The organism is Micromonospora foliorum (genome assembly GCF_022229015.1).
Taxonomy (GTDB): Bacteria; Actinomycetota; Actinomycetes; order Mycobacteriales; family Micromonosporaceae; genus Micromonospora; species Micromonospora foliorum.
The window spans coordinates 1-19,951 of record NZ_JAKKFF010000217.1 but is presented as its reverse complement, the minus strand read 5'-3'; the positions used below and the strand labels follow the sequence as shown (position 1 = coordinate 19,951).

The 19,951-nt window shown below is 72.4% G+C and carries 19 protein-coding genes; 8 read left to right on the top strand and 11 right to left on the bottom strand.

Translation table 11 applies throughout. The features are described from left to right. Positions 1 to 1,157 (bottom strand): AfsR/SARP family transcriptional regulator (locus PSH25_RS16790; RefSeq protein ID WP_238659976.1); only part of this gene is annotated, 1,157 nt, incomplete at its 3' end. Positions 1,158 to 1,294: 137 nt separating this feature from the next. Here PSH25_RS16790 and PSH25_RS16785 point away from each other — a divergent pair. The 3 genes from PSH25_RS16785 (at position 1,295) to PSH25_RS16775 (ending at position 3,385) form a co-directional block, all read left to right on the top strand. Further along, positions 1,295 to 2,173 (top strand): alpha/beta fold hydrolase, encoded by an 879-nt coding sequence (locus PSH25_RS16785; RefSeq protein ID WP_238659975.1) that lies wholly within the window; start codon positions 1,295 to 1,297, stop codon positions 2,171 to 2,173. A gap of 490 nt (positions 2,174 to 2,663) precedes the next feature. Further along, a complete protein-coding gene (locus PSH25_RS16780) occupies positions 2,664 to 2,990 on the top strand; it encodes a hypothetical protein (protein ID WP_238659974.1) in 327 nt (108 codons plus the stop codon). Then, positions 2,987 to 3,385 (top strand): hypothetical protein, encoded by a 399-nt coding sequence (locus PSH25_RS16775; RefSeq protein WP_238659973.1) that lies wholly within the window; start codon positions 2,987 to 2,989, stop codon positions 3,383 to 3,385. Before PSH25_RS16780 ends, PSH25_RS16775 begins: the two co-directional genes overlap by 4 nt. Positions 3,386 to 3,430: 45 nt before the next feature. Here PSH25_RS16775 and PSH25_RS16770 read toward each other — a convergent pair whose 3' ends face one another. From PSH25_RS16770 to PSH25_RS16750, 5 genes are all read right to left on the bottom strand, one after another. Continuing rightward, positions 3,431 to 5,581, bottom strand: coding sequence for a hypothetical protein (locus tag PSH25_RS16770; RefSeq protein ID WP_238659972.1), 2,151 nt, complete (start codon positions 5,579 to 5,581; stop codon positions 3,431 to 3,433). A 117-nt stretch (positions 5,582 to 5,698) separates the two neighbouring features. Next, complete coding sequence (locus tag PSH25_RS16765; protein ID WP_238659971.1) at positions 5,699 to 6,616, bottom strand: SDR family NAD(P)-dependent oxidoreductase; 918 nt, start codon at positions 6,614 to 6,616, stop codon at positions 5,699 to 5,701. Positions 6,617 to 6,759: 143 nt separating this feature from the next. Next, complete coding sequence (locus PSH25_RS16760) at positions 6,760 to 7,524, bottom strand: TetR/AcrR family transcriptional regulator (RefSeq protein WP_238659970.1); 765 nt, start codon at positions 7,522 to 7,524, stop codon at positions 6,760 to 6,762. A 91-nt stretch (positions 7,525 to 7,615) separates the two neighbouring features. Next, entirely contained in the window at positions 7,616 to 9,250 is a 1,635-nt protein-coding gene (locus tag PSH25_RS16755) for an MFS transporter (RefSeq protein ID WP_238659969.1), read from the bottom strand. Next, positions 9,244 to 9,939 (bottom strand): SDR family NAD(P)-dependent oxidoreductase, encoded by a 696-nt coding sequence (locus tag PSH25_RS16750; RefSeq protein WP_238659968.1) that lies wholly within the window; start codon positions 9,937 to 9,939, stop codon positions 9,244 to 9,246. Before PSH25_RS16750 ends, PSH25_RS16755 begins: the two co-directional genes overlap by 7 nt. Before the next feature lie 162 nt (positions 9,940 to 10,101). On the opposite strand from PSH25_RS16750, the gene PSH25_RS16745 reads away from it, so the two are divergent. The 4 genes from PSH25_RS16745 (at position 10,102) to PSH25_RS16730 (ending at position 13,994) form a co-directional block, all read left to right on the top strand. Then, entirely contained in the window at positions 10,102 to 11,394 is a 1,293-nt protein-coding gene (locus PSH25_RS16745; RefSeq protein WP_238659967.1) for a sensor histidine kinase, read from the top strand. Further along, on the top strand, positions 11,382 to 12,047 hold the full coding sequence (locus tag PSH25_RS16740) for a response regulator transcription factor (RefSeq protein ID WP_238659966.1): 666 nt from the start codon (positions 11,382 to 11,384) through the stop codon (positions 12,045 to 12,047). Before PSH25_RS16745 ends, PSH25_RS16740 begins: the two co-directional genes overlap by 13 nt. Positions 12,048 to 12,142: 95 nt before the next feature. Continuing rightward, a complete protein-coding gene (locus tag PSH25_RS16735; protein ID WP_238659965.1) occupies positions 12,143 to 13,204 on the top strand; it encodes a Gfo/Idh/MocA family oxidoreductase in 1,062 nt (353 codons plus the stop codon). Between the two features lie 301 nt (positions 13,205 to 13,505). Further along, on the top strand, positions 13,506 to 13,994 hold the full coding sequence (locus tag PSH25_RS16730) for a DUF1062 domain-containing protein (RefSeq protein WP_238659964.1): 489 nt from the start codon (positions 13,506 to 13,508) through the stop codon (positions 13,992 to 13,994). Between the two features lie 163 nt (positions 13,995 to 14,157). Here PSH25_RS16730 and PSH25_RS16725 read toward each other — a convergent pair whose 3' ends face one another. From PSH25_RS16725 to PSH25_RS16715, 3 genes are all read right to left on the bottom strand, one after another. Further along, entirely contained in the window at positions 14,158 to 14,334 is a 177-nt protein-coding gene (locus PSH25_RS16725) for a hypothetical protein (protein ID WP_238659963.1), read from the bottom strand. A 466-nt stretch (positions 14,335 to 14,800) separates the two neighbouring features. After that, complete coding sequence (locus tag PSH25_RS16720) at positions 14,801 to 15,022, bottom strand: hypothetical protein (RefSeq protein WP_030335934.1); 222 nt, start codon at positions 15,020 to 15,022, stop codon at positions 14,801 to 14,803. Between the two features lie 277 nt (positions 15,023 to 15,299). After that, complete coding sequence (locus PSH25_RS16715; protein WP_238659962.1) at positions 15,300 to 16,394, bottom strand: PIN domain-containing protein; 1,095 nt, start codon at positions 16,392 to 16,394, stop codon at positions 15,300 to 15,302. A gap of 219 nt (positions 16,395 to 16,613) precedes the next feature. Here PSH25_RS16715 and PSH25_RS16710 point away from each other — a divergent pair, with 219 nt between their 5' ends. Continuing rightward, positions 16,614 to 18,650: a glycosyl hydrolase family 28-related protein gene (locus PSH25_RS16710; protein WP_238659961.1), complete on the top strand. Its 2,037-nt coding sequence runs from the start codon at positions 16,614 to 16,616 to the stop codon at positions 18,648 to 18,650. A gap of 45 nt (positions 18,651 to 18,695) precedes the next feature. Here PSH25_RS16710 and PSH25_RS16705 read toward each other — a convergent pair whose 3' ends face one another. Both PSH25_RS16705 and PSH25_RS16700 read right to left on the bottom strand, forming a co-directional pair. Further along, a complete protein-coding gene (locus tag PSH25_RS16705) occupies positions 18,696 to 19,337 on the bottom strand; it encodes a CG0192-related protein (protein ID WP_238659960.1) in 642 nt (213 codons plus the stop codon). 13 nt (positions 19,338 to 19,350) lie between these two features. Further along, on the bottom strand, positions 19,351 to 19,656 hold the full coding sequence (locus PSH25_RS16700; RefSeq protein ID WP_238659959.1) for a cellulose binding domain-containing protein: 306 nt from the start codon (positions 19,654 to 19,656) through the stop codon (positions 19,351 to 19,353). Between the last annotated feature and the right edge of the window lie 295 nt (positions 19,657 to 19,951).

The window sequence follows — 19,951 nt, the reverse complement described above, 5'->3', positions numbered from 1 at the left end:
GCCGGGCCGCCTTCCGGGCCGCCGTCCGGTTCGGTGACGACGGCGGCGGCCGGCCCGGCGAGCGCGTCGGTGATCTGGGTCCAGGGCCACGCCGGCGGGGCGCCCTCGTACTCCGGGCTGCGTCCCCACGCGGTGGTCCAGCCGTCGGCGGCGAGTCGCCGGGTCAGGGCCTCGGCCAGCGCCGTCTTGCCCGCGCCCGGGTCACCGCTGAGCAGGGCGAGCGTGGGCTGCTGACGGCGGGACGCATCCTCGGCGGCACGCCGCAGCCGCGTCAGCTCCGCGTCACGGCCGACGAACGGGCGCTGCCCCGCCTCGACCTGTCGAACGGGTTCCGCGAGGCCGGGGGCGGCGGCCCGTTCGTGGGGCGGGGTGAGGTGCGGCGCCTGGGCCAGGATGTCCGCTTCCAGCCGTCGCAGCTCGGGCCCCGGGTCCACGCCCAGCTCGGTCACCAGGACCTGACGGGCCTCCCGCAGCGCGGCCAGTGCGTCGCCCTGCCGGCCGGCGCGGTACCGGGCCACCGCGAGCAGCCGCCAGGCGTCCTCCCGCAGCGGATAGCTGGCCAGGTGTGCCGGTAGGTCCGCGGCGGCCTCGTCCGGTCGGCCCACCGCAAGGAGCGCCTCCGCCCGCCGCTCGACGGCGAGCATTCGCAGCTCGTCCAGCCGGTTGATCTCCGCGACCGCCCAGAACTCGTTGGCGCAGTCGGCGTACGCGGGCCCGCGCCAGAGCCCGAGCGCCGCGTCCAGCGCGGCCAGGGCCGGCGCGGGACGTCCCGCCGCCAGCAGCCGGGCCGCCTCCCCGACGGCCGCCTCGAACTGTCCGGCGTCCACCGCGTCCGGGGCGGCCTTCAGCACGTACCCCGGCGGCTCGGTGACCAGGATCCGGGGCGGCTGCCGGGGTGGTCGATCGGGCTCCAGGGCGCGGCGCAGATCCGCGACGAAGGTCCGGATCGCGCCCACCGCGCCGTCCGGGGCGACCTCCCACAGGTCGTCGACGAGACGATCCACCGGCACCACCCGACCGTGGGCGATCAACAACCGGCCCAGCACCAGGCGCTGCCGGTGTCCCCGCAGGGCGACCGGGCCGCGCTCGGTCGCGGCGGTCACCGGCCCGAGTACGCCGAAGGTCACCGCGACGGGCGCCGTCAGCTGCCTGGTCATGGCACCAATCTAGGCCGGTGGCCCGGCCGGCACTGATCCGACGCTGACCGGCTGCTGATCACCGCCGGGCAGGCTCGACGAGTCACGACGGCGCGGGCCACCGCCCCCGCCGGCACTGCTCACCAGGAAGGTTCCCCGTGGACCCGAAGATCAACGGATTCGACTACCGACGCGTCACCGTCGCCGACGGGGTGACGATCAACGCCGCCGTGGGCGGTTCCGGGCCGGCGATCGTGCTGTTGCACGGTTTCCCGCAGACCCACCTCATGTGGCGGCACGTCGCGGCCGACCTGGCCGCCGACCACACGGTCATCTGCCCCGACCTGCGCGGCTACGGCGACAGCGACAAGCCCCTCGACACCGACGGCACCGGGTACGCCAAGCGCACCATGGCCGCCGACATCGTGGCGCTGGCCGGCGCGCTCGGTCACGACCGGTTCGCGTTGGCCGGGCACGACCGGGGTGCCCTGGTCGCGTTCCGCGCCGGCCTCGACCATCCGGCGGCGATCAGTCACCTGGCCCTGCTCGACGTGCTACCCACCCTGGACATGTGGGACGTGCTGCACGGCGTCAACGCCGCGGTGGCGTTTCACCTGTACCTGATGGCGCAGCCGCCCGGCCTGCCGGAGAAGCTGATCGCCGGCAGCCCGGACGCCTTCTTCGGTCACTTCCTGGACGTCTGGACCCGTGATCCGGAAGCCCTGCCGGCGGACGTGCGGGCCGCGTACCTGCGCGCGTCCCGCGACGCCGTTCCCTCGATCGTCGCCGATTACCGGGCGTCCGCCGGGATCGACGTGACCCACGACGCCGCCGACCGGGCCGCGGGCAACCAGCTGCGGATGCCGGTGACGGTGCTCCAGCAGGACTGGGGCGCGGCGCTGGGCTACGACGCGGCGGCGGTGTGGCGGGCCTGGGCACCGGATCTGGACCACCAGACGGTCAGCTGCGGGCACTTCATGGCGGAGGAGGCGCCGGCCGAGGTGCTCCGGGCACTGCGCGACCTGCTCACCCGTTGATCGATCGGCGACCCGGCCACACGTGTCACCCTGGGCAAGATATCCGACACTCGTTGTCGCTGGGTGGCGGTGCGGCCGGGTCGCCGCGACCGCACCCGCCCCAGGGCCCAAAACCAGCCAGCAATGGGCGTTGACCTGCGGGAACGCGACGTTACACCAGGTGGACGCCAACCGGTCATCGGTGCTACACAGGCAGATAACGGCAGCCAACGACGTCGAGTCGCACCTTTTTCTCGCCCAACGACCGTCCACAGGCAACGAACCACTGGGCTCCGCCGCACGGACCGCAGCTCGACAGTCGCGACCCACCGAACGGCACTGGTCCACCGGCCGCTGCCGGACGCCGGTCCTCGACCAAGGAGTTGCCGTGGGAAACCTACGAATCCGGTCCCGCCACCAACCGTACGAGATCGCTGTCCTGTCCGCGGCACCTCTCTGCGGCATCTTGATGATGGTTCTCAATGTCCGGCCGACGTCCGTCCAGACGTCGATGCCGCAGCCCATCCAGGTCGCCTGGGAGCTGGGTCTGATCGCGGTGGGCGTGGGGGGGCTTCTGGGCATCCTGTGGCCCGGTCGGCTCTCCACCGGGCTCGGCCTCGAACTCGCCTCGGTGCTGGTGCTCGGCACGCTCACCGGCATGTACGCGGTAGCCCTGTTGGTCATGTCGGGCCGAAATTCGATCGTCGCGACGTCGTTCGTGATCGCGGTGACGGTCGGGTCGCTCTGGCGGGCCGCGCAGATCGCCATCGACCTGCGTCGCCTGGCCCGGGCGTGCGAATTTGTGACCTACGAACAGTTGCAGGCAGGTGTCACGTGAATACCCCACCCGCGCCAGCCGCACCGCACTGGGTGCAGGTGGCGCTCAGCGTGCTCGGCATCCTCGGCGGAGGCACCGGCCTGGCCGCCATCGCCACCGTTGTGGTGCAGCGGGGCAAGTTCAAGGCCGATGCCGCCGACACGCTCACCGAGGCCGCCCTCACGCTCGTGCAGCCGTTGCAGACGCGGATCACCCAGTTGGAGGGCGAGGCGTTCAGCGCCCGGTCCGAGCTGGGTACGCTCCGCGAGCAGGTCAACCAGTTGCAGTTCGTGGTCCGGGTGCTCACTCGGACGCTGGACCGCTGGCGTGCCGCGATCCGCGCTCCCGACGCCACGTTGCGGAAGGTCCGGGCGACGGTGGCGGAGTCCGACCGGATTCCCGAGATGGACCGTTGACCGGCGGTGTGTCCCCCGCCCTGCCCGCCCCATGGCCGGCAAGGCTCAGCCAGCACGACGGAGGCGTTCGGCGAGTTCCCGCAACGCCGCCCGGAACTCGGGGTCGGTCTCGCCAGGATGGTGGCCCCGTAGCGGCGGCGCCGACCGCTCCCCCGGTGCTGGCAGCAGGTCCGGTGGGTCCCGCAACCGCCGGTCCACCTGGCCCGCCGGATCGGCCGGGTCCGGAGGTGGATCGCCGGGGCGGTGTGCGGCGAAGACCCAGCCGCCGACCGGGTCGGTGTCCCGCCAGAGGTTGAGCCACCGCCACTCGACCCGTTCCCCCACCTCACGCAGCACCTTCTCGTTGAGGTAGGCCGGAAAGAGCCGGGCGTACAGGCGGTCCAGCGGCGACCCGTAGGTGAGCAGTGCGACCCGTTGACGGACGCGTGGGGGCAGCCGCAACACCGCGAGAGCGAGCAGCGCGGACCCGTGGCTGTGCCCGCAGAGCAGCACCCCGACGTGTCGCTCGGCCAGTTGGCTGATCCGGTCGGCCAGTTCGGGCACCGCGCGGTCGGCGTAGCTCGGCGGCGCGAACGGGTGCGCCGCCCGGGGCCAGAAGGTGCCCAGATCCCACAGGATCCCCACGTGCCGGCGAAACCACGCGGTCCGGTAGGCGAACACGCCACCGGCCAACAGCGCGAGCAGCAACGCGGCGAGGAGGTAGCTGCCCCCGCTGAGCCCCATCTGGACGGCTCCGGCCGGCAGCCCCAGCAACTGGCGGGTCACCTCCTCGGGTTCACGCCCGGTACGCCCCACCAGACTCGTGGTCAGTCCGACCACCGCGAGCCCCGCGTACGTGACGGCCAGCAGACCCAACCACTCGGTGAACCGCGCCCGGGCGATGGTCCTGGTCGTCAGCCGCAGCCGACCGACCGCCTCCGGCGGTACGACCGGGAAGTCACGGGTAGTGATCGCCGCCGCCGCACGCCGCCGGCGCCGCAGCGACACGACGGTCAGCGCGCCGCACAGCAGCACCGCCGCGACCACGTGCAGGAAGAAGGCCAGCAGCGTCCAGCGATACGGCAACGGTGGCCCACCGTCACCACGGTAGCCACCGAGCAACTCCCCCGTCTGGTAGACGAGGCCGGCGGAGAGCGCGCCGGTGAGGCCGACCGCGAGGGCGGCGAGCACCGCCGCGCCCAGGCCACCCGGCAGCGCGGACCGGCCGCCCACCCGACCGGGGTGCCACAGCACCACCAGGCTGAGCAGCACCAGCAACATCATCTGGCCGAACAGCGCCGCACCCGCGATCCCGTCGTAGCCGGGCAGCCCGGCCGCCGGCGACCAGCCACGCCGGTCGCCCGCCACGCTGACGAGGGTCACCACGCTCAGGACGACCGCCACCAGGGCCGCCGTGCGGGCGGTCCAGGTGGCCGTTCGCGCGGTCGCCGCCCGGTCGAGCATCCCCGGCGCGGCGAGCAGGCCGACGCATGCCAGCAACACCGCCACGCTGAGCGCCAGCAGCAGCGTCGTGGAGAACGTCGCGTCGCCGGCGCGACGGGCCGTGAGCAGCACGACATTGAGGACGGCGAACGCGGCCGCGACGTGGATCGCGCGCAGCCGGTGCACCAGCGGCTCAACGGCCCACAGTGGGTTGTCGGCCGGGCCGGACCGACGGGTGCCGAGGAGGCGCAGCACCGCAATGGCGGCGATCGGCAGCAGCGCCAGCGCGGCCAGCCGCTGCCCGACGTGCCGGCCGTCAAGCCCGGCCATCGTGTCGAACGGCGGGCGGCAGCGGGCCGCGCCGAGACACCGCCAGGCGAGCAGGTCGAGGGCGACTCCGGCGATGGACACCACGTACAGCACGGTGAGGTTGAGCGCGAGGAGCCGACACAGCACGCTGACCGCGGCGGCGCGGCGGCGGCCCGTGGGACGCATCCACACGGCCACGTTGCTGAGCATGAACGGCAGCAGGAAGACCATGGCGAGGGTCCGGCCCACGGTGCCCGAGGGCAGGTCACCCCAGCGGTACGCCTCCAGCGCCACCCCGTCCGGGCCGATGCCGTCCGACCGGGCGGCGCGGTGGAAGCCCCCGCTGCTGTCACCGGCGACCTGCCGGACCTGCGGCTGGTCGAGGATGACCGTGGGGTCCGCGCCGGACACGCCGTGCACCCGCAACTCCACCACGTCGTGTCGTCGCGGTTGGTCGCCGGCCATCGCCATCCTTTCCCGGCCCGCAGCTGCCACCGCCGCCCCAGTCGTACCACCCGGACGGCCGGGCCCGGGTCGGTTCCGGCGAGCCGGGCCGTCGTGGTGAGCGGCGGTGACGCCGCACTAGGAGATCAGGTCGGACGCCACGGTCCAGAGCCGCTCGGCGTTACCCGGGTCGACCGCGTACACGGCGACGCCGCTGTAGTCGGCGGGACGCTCGGTGACGATCGGGGCCTCGGCGCAGTCCTCGAAGTAGCGGCCACCGACGCCGTCCAGCAACGGGGAGGCCGCGAGCAGCACCGAGGTGGCGGCCCCCTGCTGCGGGGTCTTGTGCATCTCCCTGGGCGACTTGAGCCCACCGGTGTGCTTCTGCAACCCGGTGGCGATCGCGCCCGGGTTCAGCGCGTTGGCGTGGATGCCCTCGCCAGCCCAGCGGCGGGTGGCTTCCACGGCGAGCAGGGCCTCGGCGCTCTTGGACTGCCCGTAGGCCAGCAGCGGGTCGTACGGCCGGAACGCGAAGTGCAGGTCGTCGAAGATCACCGGGGAGAAGAGGTTGCCGCTGGAGCTGACCGACACCACCCGGGCGCCGCCGGCCGCGGCGAGGGCGTCGTGCAGGCCGACGGTCAACGCGAAGTGCCCCATGAAGTTCGTGGCGAACTGCATCTCCCAGCCCTCGGCGGTGCGCTCCAACTCGGGCAGCGCCATGATCCCCGCGTTGTTGACCAGGATGTGCAGCGGCTGGTCCCAGCCGGCGACGAACTGGCGTACCGATGTCTGGTCGGCCAGGTCCAGCGCGCGGACGGTGACCCGCTCCGCGCCGATGCTGGCCGCGATGTCGGCGGCGGCCTGCTCACCCGCCGCGACCCGGCGGACCCCGAGCACGACCTCGGCGCCGGCCGCGGCAAGCGAACGGGCGGTCTCCACGCCGATACCGGCGGCACCGCCGGTGACGATCGCCCGCTTGCCGGTCAGGTCGACCCCGGCGATGACCTCGTCGGCGGTCGAGGCGAAGCCGAAGGGGGTCGTGATGCGCTCTGTCATTGCTGTCCCGTCTCTCGGTCACGCGTACCCCGACACTGTCACCCCGACGGCAGGGGCCAGCCGGTTCCCTGTTTTTCCTGCCAGGGGCGCGCGCAGGGCAGCGCCACGCCAGCTTCGCCGGATCCCTCTACCGGGGCCGACTGTCAGCTGGCCGCCCGCTCGGCGACCACCACCGAGATCCCGTCGAGAACGCGTTGCAGACCGAACTCGAACGCGTACTCCGGGCCGTACGCGGCGCCGTGCTGCTGGCCGGCCGCGGTGCCGACCCGGGAGGCGGTCGGGTAGGCGTCGGCCGCCATGAACGTCTCCAGCCACGGCGCGTGCGACTGCCACCACTGGCCGTCGGTCATGCCGGTCTCGCGCTCCAGGTCGACCACCTCGGAGGCGGCCCGCGCGGCGCTCTTCACGTGGCCCAGCACGAGGGTGAGCACCGCGTCGACCTCGACGTCGGTGAGCCCGATGTCGACGATCGCGGCGAGCTCGTAGTCGTACTTGGCCATCAGGTTCGGGCCGAGCACCGGTCGGGTCGTCTCGGCCCGCAGCATCCAGGGATGCCGCTGGTAGAGCGCCAGGTTGTCGCGGGCGATCCGCTCCAGCCGGGTGCGCCAGTCGCCCTCCACGGTGGGGCGCGGCATCTCGCCGTACGCGGTGTCGATCATGACGGCGACGAGTTCGGCCTTGCCCGGCACGTAGGTGTAGACCGACATCGTGCCGACCCCCAAAGCCTCACCGACGCGGCGCATGGTCAGCGCGTCGAGCCCCTCGGCGTCGGCGATGTCGATCGCGGCCCGGACGATCCGGTCGACGCTGAGCGCCGGACCGGCGCTGCGGCTGGTCGGCTCCCGGGTGCGCCAGAGAAGGGCCAGGCTGCGGGCCGGGTCCGCGGTCGCCTTGCGCTCGTTCGCCATGGTGCGGCCATCCTAACAACGCGGCCGTACGCCGTACGGGCGCGCGCCCGTGCCGGCCTGCTCCCCGCGTGGGTCACCCCCGAGGCATGGGTCACAGCGCCTCGCGGTCGTCCGACAGTGTCGGACCGGCGGCGGCGGGCACCAGGTGTCGGACCTCCGGCTCCCCGTCGGTCAGCTCCCGGGCCCGTTGCTCGGCCGCGCGGTCCTCACCGGTCAACCGGCCACCGTGCTGGCGCAGGTGCTCGTCCCACGAGGGCACCAGGTACACCTCGACGAACCGGTCCACCGTCTCGGCCGGACGGAACAGCCCCCAGCGCATCGCGCCGGTCCGCTGCCGTGCCCCACGCACCAGGTCCATCGCCGCCAGGAACCGTTGGGTCCGCTCCGGCCGGACCGTGTACTGCACCGTCACCAGCACCGGCCCCACCCCCGGGTCCGGCTCGTGCGCCAGGTGCAGTTGTGGCCAGTAGGCCGCCGGTTCCCGGTTCACCGACCGCAGGTCCGGCAACGGCCAGATCCGACTCGTCAGGGTGCCGACCAGCATCAGCGCCGCCGCCGCCAGGTATGCCGGCGCCAGCCCGGCCATGTCGGCCACCAACCCCCACAGCAGCGCGCCGACGGCCTGCCCACCGGCGAAGCACACCTGGTAGACGGCCAGACCCCGGGCCCGTACCCAGCTCGGCAGGAAGAGCTGCATCTCGGCGTTGACGTTGGCCAGCACCGTCACCCAGGCCATGCCGGCGGGCAGCAGGGCGAGAAGCACCAGCGGCACCACCCGGACGGTGCCGACCACGGTCAGCGCCACGGTGAACAGCGCCCCGGCGATCAGCAGGAGCTGGTTGGCCGACAGCCGGGTGCGGATCACGGCCAACAGCACGCCCCCGGCGATGGCGCCCACGCCGAGGGCGGCCAGCAGCACCCCGTACCCGCCGGAGCCCAGCCCCAGCCGCCGGTTCGCGACCAACGGCAGCAACGCCCACAGCGCGCTGGCCGGGACCACGAAGACCAACGCACGGCGCAACAGCCGGCGTATGGTCGGCGAGTGGCGTACGTAGCGGCTGCCGGCGCGCAACGCGGCGGTGAACCGCTCGGGCACCTCGACCGCGCGGGCGTTGCCGGGCCGCCAGCGCCACAGCGCGTACGCGAAGATCCCGAAGGCGACGGCGTTGATGCCGAAGACCGGGGCGACGCCGGTACGGGCGATCAGCACGCCCGCCACCGCGGGCCCGACCGCCCTCGCCACGTTCACGCTTATCGAACCGAGCGCGGACGCCGACCGCAGTTGGTCCTGTGGCACCAGTTCCGGGATCACCGCCGCCCAGGCCGGCAGGGTCAGCGCCTGCCCGACCCCGAACGCGAAGGTGAGGGTGAGCAGCAGCGCCGGCGGCATCCGGCCGGTGAGGGTGAGCAGCGTCAACGCCACCGCCACCGCCACCAGGAACAGCTGCACGGCGATCAGCAGGTGCCGGCGGTCGAAGCTGTCGGCCAGCACCCCGGCGGGCAACGCCAGCAGCAGCACCGGCAGCAGACTTGCGGTCTGCACCAACGCGACAAGGGTGGAGGCGTTGGAGTGGTTGATCAGCAGCCACTGCGCGCCGACGGTCTGCATCCAGGTGCCGATGTTGGCGGCGAGCAGGGCCAGCCACAGGTTGCGGTAGACAGCCGTCCGCAGCGGTGCCCAGGCCGAGGCCGGACGGTCGGCGGGTCCGGCTGCGGCCGTCACCACCGCCCGTCCGCGCGCAACACGCGCTCACCGGAGACGTAGAGGTCGTCGGGTTCGAGCAGCAGCAGCCGGACGACCTCGGTGGCGACCTGTTCGGGCATGGCGTACACCTTGTCCAGGAACTCGGCGCCCACCCGTTCCTGCAGCCGGGTCGGCATCGGCCCGGGGTGCAGTTGCATCACCTTGACCCGGTTGCTGTGCTGGGCCTCGGCCAGCGAGTCGACCAGGCTGTTGCCGTAGCTCTTGGTGGCCCGGTAGACGGGAATGCCGGGCCGGGGGGCCGCCAGCGCCAGCGCGCCGATGTACACGACGTTCCCGTGGCCCTGCCGGTGCAGGTGCTGCACCGCCTCCCGCAACAGGTACGTGATGCCCAGAACGTTGATCTCCACGGCCCGGCGGATGTGCTCCACCGGCAGGTCCCCGAGGTCGCCGCCCGCCCACATCGAGGCGCAGGCCGCCACCCCGTCGATCGTGCCGTAGCGCTCGACCACCTCGGCGAACCCGTCGCGGACCTGCTCGTAGGAGGAGATGTCGCAGACGGCGCCGTCGCAACCCAGCTCGTCGGTCACGGCGGCGACCTCGGTCGGCACGTTGCCGAACACCACGACGTGATGCTCGTCGACGAGCAGTCGGGCCACCGCGAGGCCGAGACCGCTGGTCCCGCCGACCACCACGAAGGTTCTGGCACCCATGTCTCTCCAGCCGCCACCAGCACAGGTCACGCGGGCCGCGTGACGGCCCGTTCTTCCCGTTTCCGAATCCCGCACACTCGTTCGGCGGTAGTGCTGGGCATACCCCGAAGAGTGGATCTGGACGGCTGGGGCACCGGGTCGCTCCCGATTAGCGTCTGCTGCATGACCACGGAACACCCTTCGCACCTGGCCGAGGCGCTGCGCCGCCGCCGCTGGCTGATCTCCGCGTGGCCCTGGCGCGCGCTGGCCTACCTGGTGACCACCGTGCCGATCGCCGGTGTGCTCAGCGTCGGGCTGCTCGTCATCGGCGGACCCCTACTGCCCGTCCTCAGCACGCTCCGGCGGGACGGCCGACCGCCGAGCATCGCGCTGATGCTGTTCCTGATTACCGGCAGCATCATCCTGCTGGCGTTGGCCCCGATCCTGAGCTTCGCGGTAGCCGCCGTCGAGCGGTGGCGGGTCCGGCTCGTCGACAACCGTCCGCTGCCCTCGTCGCCGTGGCCCGGCCTGGCCGCCCGCTACCGCAGCGCCGCGACCTGGCGGGAGGTGGCGTACCTGTTCTGGCTGGGCGGGTTCACGCCGGTCGCGTACTGGGTGTTCCTGATCCTGGTGCTCCTCGACCTCGGGATGGTCACCAGCCCCTGGCTGGCCGGCAACGCCAACGAGCCGGTCGTGATCTGGCAGCCGATCGACAGCACCGGCGAAGCCGTTCCGTACGCGATCGTAGGGGTGCTGCTGATCCCGGTGCTCTGGTACGCCGCCGGTCTGCTCGCCGCCGTCCAGGCGGCCGTGGCCCGGTGGTTGCTGGCCCACCCGGTGGACGCGGCGGCGCTGCGCGAGGTCACCCGCTCCCGCACCCGACTGGTCGGCGCGTACGAGGCCGAACGCCGCCGCATCGAGCGCGACCTGCACGACGGCGCACAGCCCCGGCTGACCAGCCTCACCCTGCAACTGGGGCTGGCCCGGCTGGACGTACCCGAGGACTCCCCCGCCTCCCGACCCCTCGCCGTGGCGCACGACCAGGCCCGGGGCCTGATGGTGATGCTGCGGCAGTTGGTGCACGGCATCCGCCCGCAGAGCCTCACCGACCTCGGCCTGGCCGGCGCCGTACGGGAGCTGGCCGACGCCGCCACCATCCCGGTCACCGTGCACGCCGACCTGCAGGACGAACTGCCGGAGATCGTGGAGACCACCGCCTACTTCGTGGTCTCCGAGGCGCTGGGCAACGTGGCCCGGCACGCCGGGGCGACCCGCGCCGACGTACGCCTCAGCCGGGCCGGCGGTGACCTCGTCGTCGAGGTGACCGACGACGGCCACGGCGGCGCCGACCCGGCGCGGGGCACCGGCCTGACCGGGCTCGCCGACCGGGTCGCCGCCGTGGACGGCCGGCTGCTGCTGTCCAGCCCGCCCGGCGGGCCTACCCTGGTCCGGGTGGAGCTGCCATGTCGTCGGTGACCCGGGTGGTGCTCGCCGAGGACGAGGTGCTGCTGCGGGAGGGCCTGGTCGCCCTGCTGACCCGCTTCGACTTCACCGTGTGCGCGGCCGTCGGCACCGCGCCCGAACTGCTGGCGGCGGCTCGCGACCACCAACCGGACCTGGTGCTGACCGACATCCGGATGCCGCCGGGCCGCCGCGACGACGGGCTGCGCGCGGCCGTCGCGCTGCGCGCCGAGCGACCTCACCTCCCGGTCGTGGTGCTCAGCCAGTACGTGCAGACCGGGTACGCGGCGGCGCTGCTGGACAGCGGCGACGGCCAACGGGTGGGCTACCTGCTCAAGGACCGGGTCGCCGAGGTCACCGAGTTCGTCGACACGCTGCGCCGGGTGGCCGGCGGTGGCACCGCCATCGACCCGGACGTGGTCCGGCAACTGCTGCACCGCCCCCGGGACCCGCTCGCCGCGCTGTCCGCCCGGGAACGCGAGGTGTTGGCGCTGCTCGCGGAGGGGCGGTCCAACGCCTCGATCGCCGGCCGGCTGCACGTCAGCGAGGCGGCGGTCGGCAAGCACGTCGGCAACATCCTGCTGAAGCTCGACCTGCCGCCCAGCGACGACACCAACCGTCGGGTGCTCGCGGTCCTCACCTACCTGCGCGCCGACCCGGTGAGCTGACGGGCCGAGATCAGGCCCGGCCGCCCCGGGCGTAGATTCTTCTCAACGGTACCGACGCCAGGTCAGGGCGCGGACCAGGGAGACGGGGGCACGGCATGGCGAAGGCGCTGCGGGTTGGTCTGCTGGGGTACGGGCTGGCGGGCCGGGTGTTCCACGCGCCGCTGATCGCCGCGACCCCGGGGCTGCGGCTCGACGCCATCGTGACCCGTGACCCGCAGCGGCGCGAGCAGGCGCGGCAGCACTTCCCGGACGCCCGCCTGGTCGACGACGCCGACGAGCTGTGGCGTACCCCGGACGCCCTGGACCTGGTCGTGGTGGCGACGCCGAACCGGCAGCACGTGCCGATGGCGCGCGCGGCGCTCGCCGCCGGCCTGCCGGTCGTCGTCGACAAGCCCCTCTCGCCGACCGCCGCGGAGGGCCGCCTGCTGATCGACGAGGCGACCGAGCGTGGGGTGCCGCTGACGGTCTTCCAGAACCGGCGCTGGGACGGCGACTTCCTGACCGTCCGCCGCCTGGTCGAGCAGGGCGAGTTGGGGCAGGTGCTGCGCTTCGAGTCCCGGTTCGAGCGGTTCCGTCCGACGATCAAGCCGGGCTGGCGGGAGCTTGCCGGCCCGGAGGAGGCCGGCGGCGCCCTCTTCGACCTCGGCGCCCACCTCGTCGACCAGGCGGTGCAGCTGTTCGGCCCGGTGAACCGCGTCTACGCGGAGGTGGACCGTCGCCGCGCGGGCGCGGCCGTCGACGACGACGCCTTCGTGGCGTTGACCCACGCCAACGGGGTCCACTCGCACCTGTGGATGGGTGCGGTGACCGCCCAACTGGGGCCGCGCCTGCGGGTGTTGGGCGACCGGGCGGGCTACACCAGCTACGGGCTGGACGTGCAGGAGGCGGCGCTGCACGACGGCGGCCGACCGGACCAGCCGGGCTGGGGCGAGGTCCCCCCGGACCGCTACGGCCTGCTCGGCGTCGACGGTGACCTGCGGCCGGTGCCGACCGAGCCCGGCGCGTACCAGAGCTTCTACGCCCAGGTGGCGGCTGCGCTGCGCGACGGCGCCCCGATGCCGGTGGACCCACGGGACTCGGTCCACACCGTCGAGCTGATCGAGCTGGCGCACCGGTCCGCGGCCGAGGGCGTGGTGCTGCCGGTCCCGACCGCCTGAGCGGGGCCGGACACCCGACCGGTCGGCACCTCCCGTCACCCGGGCTCCTGACGCGTACGCGAAAACCAGTGGAGCGGCGCCGCCGTGCGCCGTTACCGTGCTGCGCAACCAGGTCGTCTAGGCAAGGACGTGCCGTTGTACACCCTGTGAGACCTCCCGAGAGCTGATCTGTCGCGCGTCGCGCAGCTGCGCCGCGCTCCTTTTTGCTGCGGACTTCTCACTGAAAAAGCGGTGTACTTCTGTGCTTAAAAATTGGGCCGTCGTGCCCACCTGCCTGCCGATCATCAACCGCCGTTGCCACGTGTGCGCGTCGAAACGCCTTCGGGCGAGCGGCAAGTTCCGTGTCAACGCCAACCACAAGCTCCTCGACGTCTGGCTTCTCGCGCTCTGCACCGGGTGCGGGGAGACGGCGAAGCTCACCGTCCTGGAACGGATGACGGTGCGCTCCATCCCGCCCGAACTGCTGGACCGGCTCCATGCCAACGATCCCGGCCTGACCACCGACCTGCTCCAGGATCCGGCCGTTCAGCGCCGCAACCGATTCGTCCTGGACTGGGACAACGCCTGGCGTCTCGACACCGGTGGATCGAAGCACCTGGACCTCGACGTGATCGACGTCGCGGTCCGCAACGCGGCGCGGATTCCGGTCCGGCCGACCCGACTGATCGCCGAGGGTTGCGGTCTGTCGCGGGGCGAGGTCGACCGACTGATCACGGAGGGGAAAGTCGTTTCGGCGTTCCGGTTGAGCGGCAAGCTCTCCGGCGACTTCACCTTCACCCTCAAGCGCTGACCGGCGCCAGGGCCTGTCCGGCATGGCGTGCCGGGCAGGCCCTGTTGGGCGGTCAGCAACTTGATCGACTCGGCTTCCGTGAAGTCGCGGTGTCAGACCACCCCCGACCACCCGATCTCACGGAAGTCGAGTGGATCACGCCTGCTGTCCGGTTCAGGCGGCCCTAGTCGGCGTCCTGCTCGGAGCACGCGTCGTCCGGCACCCGGGCTTCGTCGTCGGTCAGGGCGTCATCGTCGCTCCGCGCCTCGTCCGACGATGTGGCGAAGTCGGCGAGCCGACGCTCCGCCTCCCGGACCTCCTCGTCGATCCTGGGGTTCTCCTCGTCAGGGCCCTGCGACATGGGCGACCTCCATCGGGCGCGACCGGCAGACCCACGTGTACCCGACCTGCGAGCAGAGACACGGACGCTCCGCCACTGTCTCTTGATCACTTGATGATGAGCAGTTGGATCGACCCGCCGGAAACTACTCCTCATCAAGTGATCAAGGAGATCCATGTCTTCGGCGACCCACACGCCACGCCCCTGGAGACCCACCACCAAGCCGCGTGCCTGAAGGACGAGATCGCCCGCCGGCGGCTGCCTTGAGTGCACAAGGGCGCGACAACTGCTCGCAACTGGATTGGGCGTTGGCGCTTCTGGCAGACGTTGCTTCCGTCATGCTGCAGAAGCGGTGACCTGTGAGCTGGACGCGGTCGGGGGTGAACCGCTGAGCGCTTTCGGCGGACCGGGGTACCGAGCGCCGGGCCGGTCGGCGGGCGCGCCGGGCTGGAGCCCGGGAGCGTTGCCGACCCGGCCCGGTGCCGGATCAGCGCTGCTTCAGCTCGCGCCAGGATGGGTGGGTGCCGCGCCAGGCGTCGGCGAGGATGGCCGCCGAGGCCCGGCTGGGGCACTGCTGCACCCGCTCACGGCCCGACGCCCCACCAATCTGGGCGCGAACCTCCCAACCCTGCCCGTCAGTACGGATGTACACGTCCCGGCGCCCGCGCGGGGTCGTGTCTCCGTTCCACCAGTGTTCCTCCACCTTCATTCGCCGACCGTATAGCAATTCCCGCGCCGAGGGTACGGCGCAGGTATGCCCGGACCGGGGCAAGGGCGACATTCCAGGCGCATTTCGGGCCAACCGTTGACGGTTCGAAACCATAACGGGCGGTTCTCCCTCTCCTGACTTGCGAATCAGGACTCCCGCCCACTCTGCACCCTCCCCGCAACTCCCACCCTCAGCCCTTGTTGACCAAGAGGTTCGCGTCACGAATCGCGTTCCCGGTGACGCAAACCTCTTGATCAACGCGCATAGGGAGCGGCGGTCAGCCCTGGGTGGTCAGGAGGTAGTCGTCGGCTTCGGGGCTCCAGCGCAGGTCCAGGACGCCGGAGGTGGCGGCGGCCTTGCAGAACTGCAGGAAGCTGCGGTAGCCGAGCTTCTTCTCGCTGAAGTCCGGGCGGGCCCGGCGGACCTGGTTCTTCAACCCGGACAACGCCACCGGGTTGCCGCCGCTGCCCAGGTCCGCCACGACACCCCGGAGCAGACCGAACGCCACCTCCCGGTCGCCGTGCTCGGGCAGCGAGACCTCGGGGTCACCCTTCGCCGGGCCCTCGGCCAACTCGATCACGTTGCGCTCGGCGAGGTGGCGCAGCAGCTCGCCGAAGGTGCGGAAGCCGTAGTCGGACTCGCTGAAGGTCGGGTCCTTGCGCAGCAGGGTGCGCTTGAGCCGGGAGGCGGTGACCTCACCGTTGGCGCTGCCCTGCAACCCGGCGACCGACTGGGCGACGAGCACGGCGAGGGCGTCCACGTCGCGGCCGGGCTCCTCCCCCGCCGGCCGGCGGTCCACCTCCGGCTCGTGCTCCCGCTCCGGCTCCGGTGGGCGCTGCTCCGTGCCGGCCTGCCGGGTGCTGGGACGAGCGCGCCGGCCACGGGCCGGCGGGATGTCCACGCCCTCCAGCCGGTCGTAGTAGAGGAACTCGTCGCACGCCGGGGGAAGCAGCCCCGAGGTGGACCCCTCGACCCCGACGCCGATGACCCGCTTGTTCAGCTCGCGCAGCTTGTGCACCAGGGGGGTGAAGTCGCTGTCACCGCTACAGATGACGAAGGTGGAGATGTAGTCGCGTTCGAACGCCAACTCGATGGCGTCGACGGCCATCTTGATGTCGGCGGCGTTCTTCCGGGACGCGCCCATCCGCTGCGGGATCTCGATCAGCTCGACGTGGGACCGGGTGAGCATCCGGCGGTCCTCGTCGAAGTAGGACCAGTCGGCGTACGCCCGGCGGACCACCACCCGACCTCGTTCGGCCAGCGCGTCGGCGATGGGCCGGAAGTCGAAGGCCGCGCCGCCGCGATGGTCGCGCGCGCCCAACGCGAGGTTCTCGTAGTCGAGGAAGAGGGCGATCCGGTCTTCTTGATCCACGCGGACCAGCCTACGCCCGGCGTGAGCTGGTCGGGGCGGACGACGCGCGACACCTCAACTCGACGACCGTCCATTTCTTGCGGCCTGATAGTCGTTTATTTTCGTTGTTCGATAGGCGTCTTGCAGTGCCATGTCCGGTGCTGCATCATGGCGATCAATGTCGGGCGTCGGGGGAGCGCCGGGCGGACCTCCACCACCACCCACCCAGGAGGGTCACCGATGTTTCGCAGCCTCATGCCGGCGCGGGGACGCCCCGGCCGGCGAAGCGGCACCGCCGTCTCGCTCGCGGCCGGTCTCGCCGTGCTGGTCGCCGGACCCACCGTGGCCGCCGCCAGTCCACCCGCGTCAGCCGGCGCGCAGCCGGTGGTCACCCGGGCCGCCCTCGATCCGGCGCTGGTCGCCGGACGTGGCGCGGACGTCGACTTCCTCGAACAGGAAGCGGAGAACGCCCGCACCAACGGCGAGATCATCGGGCCCGACCGGTCCGCCTACACGCTGCCCGCGGAGGCTTCCGGCCGCCGGGCGGTCCGGCTCACCCCCGGGGAGTACGTGGAGTTCGTCCTGCCCAGCGCGGCGAACGGGATCACCGTGCGGTACAGCATCCCGGACGCGCCGCAGGGTGGTGGGATCACCGCCCCGCTGCGGGTCGCGGTCAACGGCAAGCACCTGCGCACCATGACGCTTACGTCGCAGTACTCGTGGCTCTACAACCAGTACCCGTTCACCAACGACCCGCAGGCCGGGCTGCTGCACCCGGACTGGTGGATCACCGAGTGCCAGTGCGTGCCGTCGGCCACCACGCCGTACCCGAGCATCAGCACGCCGTTCCGGCCCACCCACTTCTACGACGAGCAGCGGCTGCTGCTCGGGCGCACCTACCGGGCCGGCGACACGGTTCGGCTCACCGCGCCGCCCGGTAGCGCCGCCGCCTGGACCGTCATCGACCTCCTCGACTCCGAGCTGGTCGCGCCGCCGCACGTCCGGCTGCTCGCGGCGAACGTGCTCGCCTTCGGCGCCGACCCCACCGGCCGGCGGGACTCCGCCGACGCGCTGGACCGGGCCATCGCCTTCGCCCGGCGCGCCCACCTCACGGTGTACATCCCGCCGGGCACCTACCAGGTCAACCGGCACATCATCGTCGACGACGTGACCATCGAGGGCGCCGGCAACTGGTACACCATCATCAAGGGCCGCGAGGTCGCCCTGCCGACCCCCGCGCCGGACGGCTCGGTGCACACCGGGGTCGGGTTCTACGGTCGGGACGCCGCCGACGGCGGCAGCCGCAACGTGCACCTCTCCGGCTTCGCCATCGAGGGTGACGTGCGGGAGCGCATCGACACCGACCAGGTCAACGCGGTCGGTGGGGCGATGAGCGACTCCACCATCGACGGGCTCTACGTGCACCACACCAAGGCGGGCCTGTGGTTCGACGGCCCGATGCGCAACGTCCGGGTCACCAACAACGTCATCGTCGACCAGATCGCCGACGCGCTCAACTTCCACACCGGCGTGACCGACTCCCTGGTGGCACACAACTTCGTCCGCAACACCGGCGACGACGGCCTGGCGATGTGGTCGGAGAAGACGGCCAACGCGCGGAACACGTTCGACCACAACACGGTGCAGTCACCGACCCTGGCCAACGGCATCGCCATCTACGGCGGCACCGACACCACCGTCTCGCACAACCTGGTCGCCGACCCGGTACGCGAGGGCAGCGGTCTGCACGTCGGGGCCCGCTTCGGCGCCGAGCCGTTCACCGGGCACCTGCGGTTCACCAACAACACCACCGTCCGCGCCGGCACGTACGAGCTGAACTGGAACATCGGGCTGGGCGCGATCTGGGTCTTCGCCCTGGATCGCAGCATCGAGGCGCCCATCGAGGTGACCGGCGACGCCTACCTGGACAACACGTACAACGCGATCATGCTGGTCAGTGACTGGCCGGTGAAGGACCTCTACTCGATCTCCGATGCGCGGTTCCGGGATGTCCGGGTCGACGGCACCGGCACCTCCGTGGTCAGCGCCCGCGCGGCCGGGTCCGCCTCGTTCGCCAACGTGGACGCCCGCAACGTGGGCGCGGTCGGCGTCAACAACTGCGGATCGTTCCACTTCACCCCGGCCGGTTCGGAGTTCAGCCTGACCGACCTCGGTGGTAACGACGGCGGGTGGCTCGCGCCGTGGCTGCTGCCCAACACCATCACCTGCGACGACCGGCCGCCCGTGTCGCCGCCCCCGCCTCCGGCGCAGTGGTGACAGCGGTGGGCGGCCCGAGCGATCGGGCCGCCCACCGTGCACAGATCAGCGCGGCCTGGCGTACGCCAGCGGCACCGTCGTCGGCTGACCGTCCCACCTGCCGCTCAGCGTGCCCCCGGCCGACCCGGCGGCCCCGGCCCCCGCCCCCGGCCGGCGTACGACGACCAGCTCGACGGTGTCGGTGTCGATGAGCGTGCGGTCCTCGTCGACCACCCGTCGCACCGCGCCGACGGCCGGTACCTGGGCGTCGGCGGCGGTGTCGACGACGACCGTCACCGTCGGCTCACGCACCTCGCGCCGGCCGTCGACCTCGAAGTACTGCTCCGCCTGGCCGCTGCCGGTGAGGATGGCGTGGGCGAGCGCGGCGGCGTACACCGGGTCGACGCAGCCGTCGTACACCCAACGCCGGCCGAGCACCGAGTGTTCGGTGGTGCCGACCAGCCCGCTCTCCGCACCGTCGAGGGGCGCGGCACGGTAGGTGAGCGGAACATGGTGGACCGGCCCGTCGGCGGCAGCGACAAGCATCGTCTCGATGCCGACCTCGCCGGCCGGGTCGTCGAAGCGGTAGGCGCCCCGGCTCACCACCTCGACGCCGGCCGGTCCGACGAACCACTGTCGGTCGGGAAGCCAGGTCGCGAGCAGGTCCAACTTCGTGGGGCGCAGGGTCGCCTTGTGCAGCAGTGCCATGACGGCAGCCTAGTCAGAGGCCCGCGCAGGGTTGCCCGCCGATCGTGCAGCTCTCCGGTTCCCGGGCCTTCGGCCGGCTGTCGCGGACGTCGAAGCTGATCGTCCGGGATCCCCCGGCCGCCACGGCCGCGCCGGTGAAGGTGATCGCCCGTCCGTCCTGTCGCCAGTTCGCGCCGTCGACGTCGTCGACAGTGGTGCCCTCGGCGAGGGTGACCACCACGGCCCAGTCCGCCACCGGTGCGTCGCCGGGGTTGCCGACCACGATCTCGCCCGTGTAGCCGAACAGGCGGCTGGAGTCGGTCTCGTAGCGGGCCACCATGGGTGCCGGTGGCGGCGGTGGCGCAGCCGACGCGGGCGTCCGCGAGGCCTTCGCCGACGGGGTCCGGCTCGGGCGGGTGGTGGCCGACGCGGTGGTCCGCGTGGGGCGCGCCGAGGGGGTCGCCGTGGCGCGGCGGTGGTCCCGCCGTCCGTCACGGTCGGCGACGCGGTGGCTGTCGGCGCCGGCGCGGCGGCCGGCTTCGAGTCGGGTGGCAACGTCACCCATGCCGCCGTCCCCGCCACCAGCACGGCCCCGGCGACCACGGCCACCACCGGGCGACGCCGGCGGGGGGTGC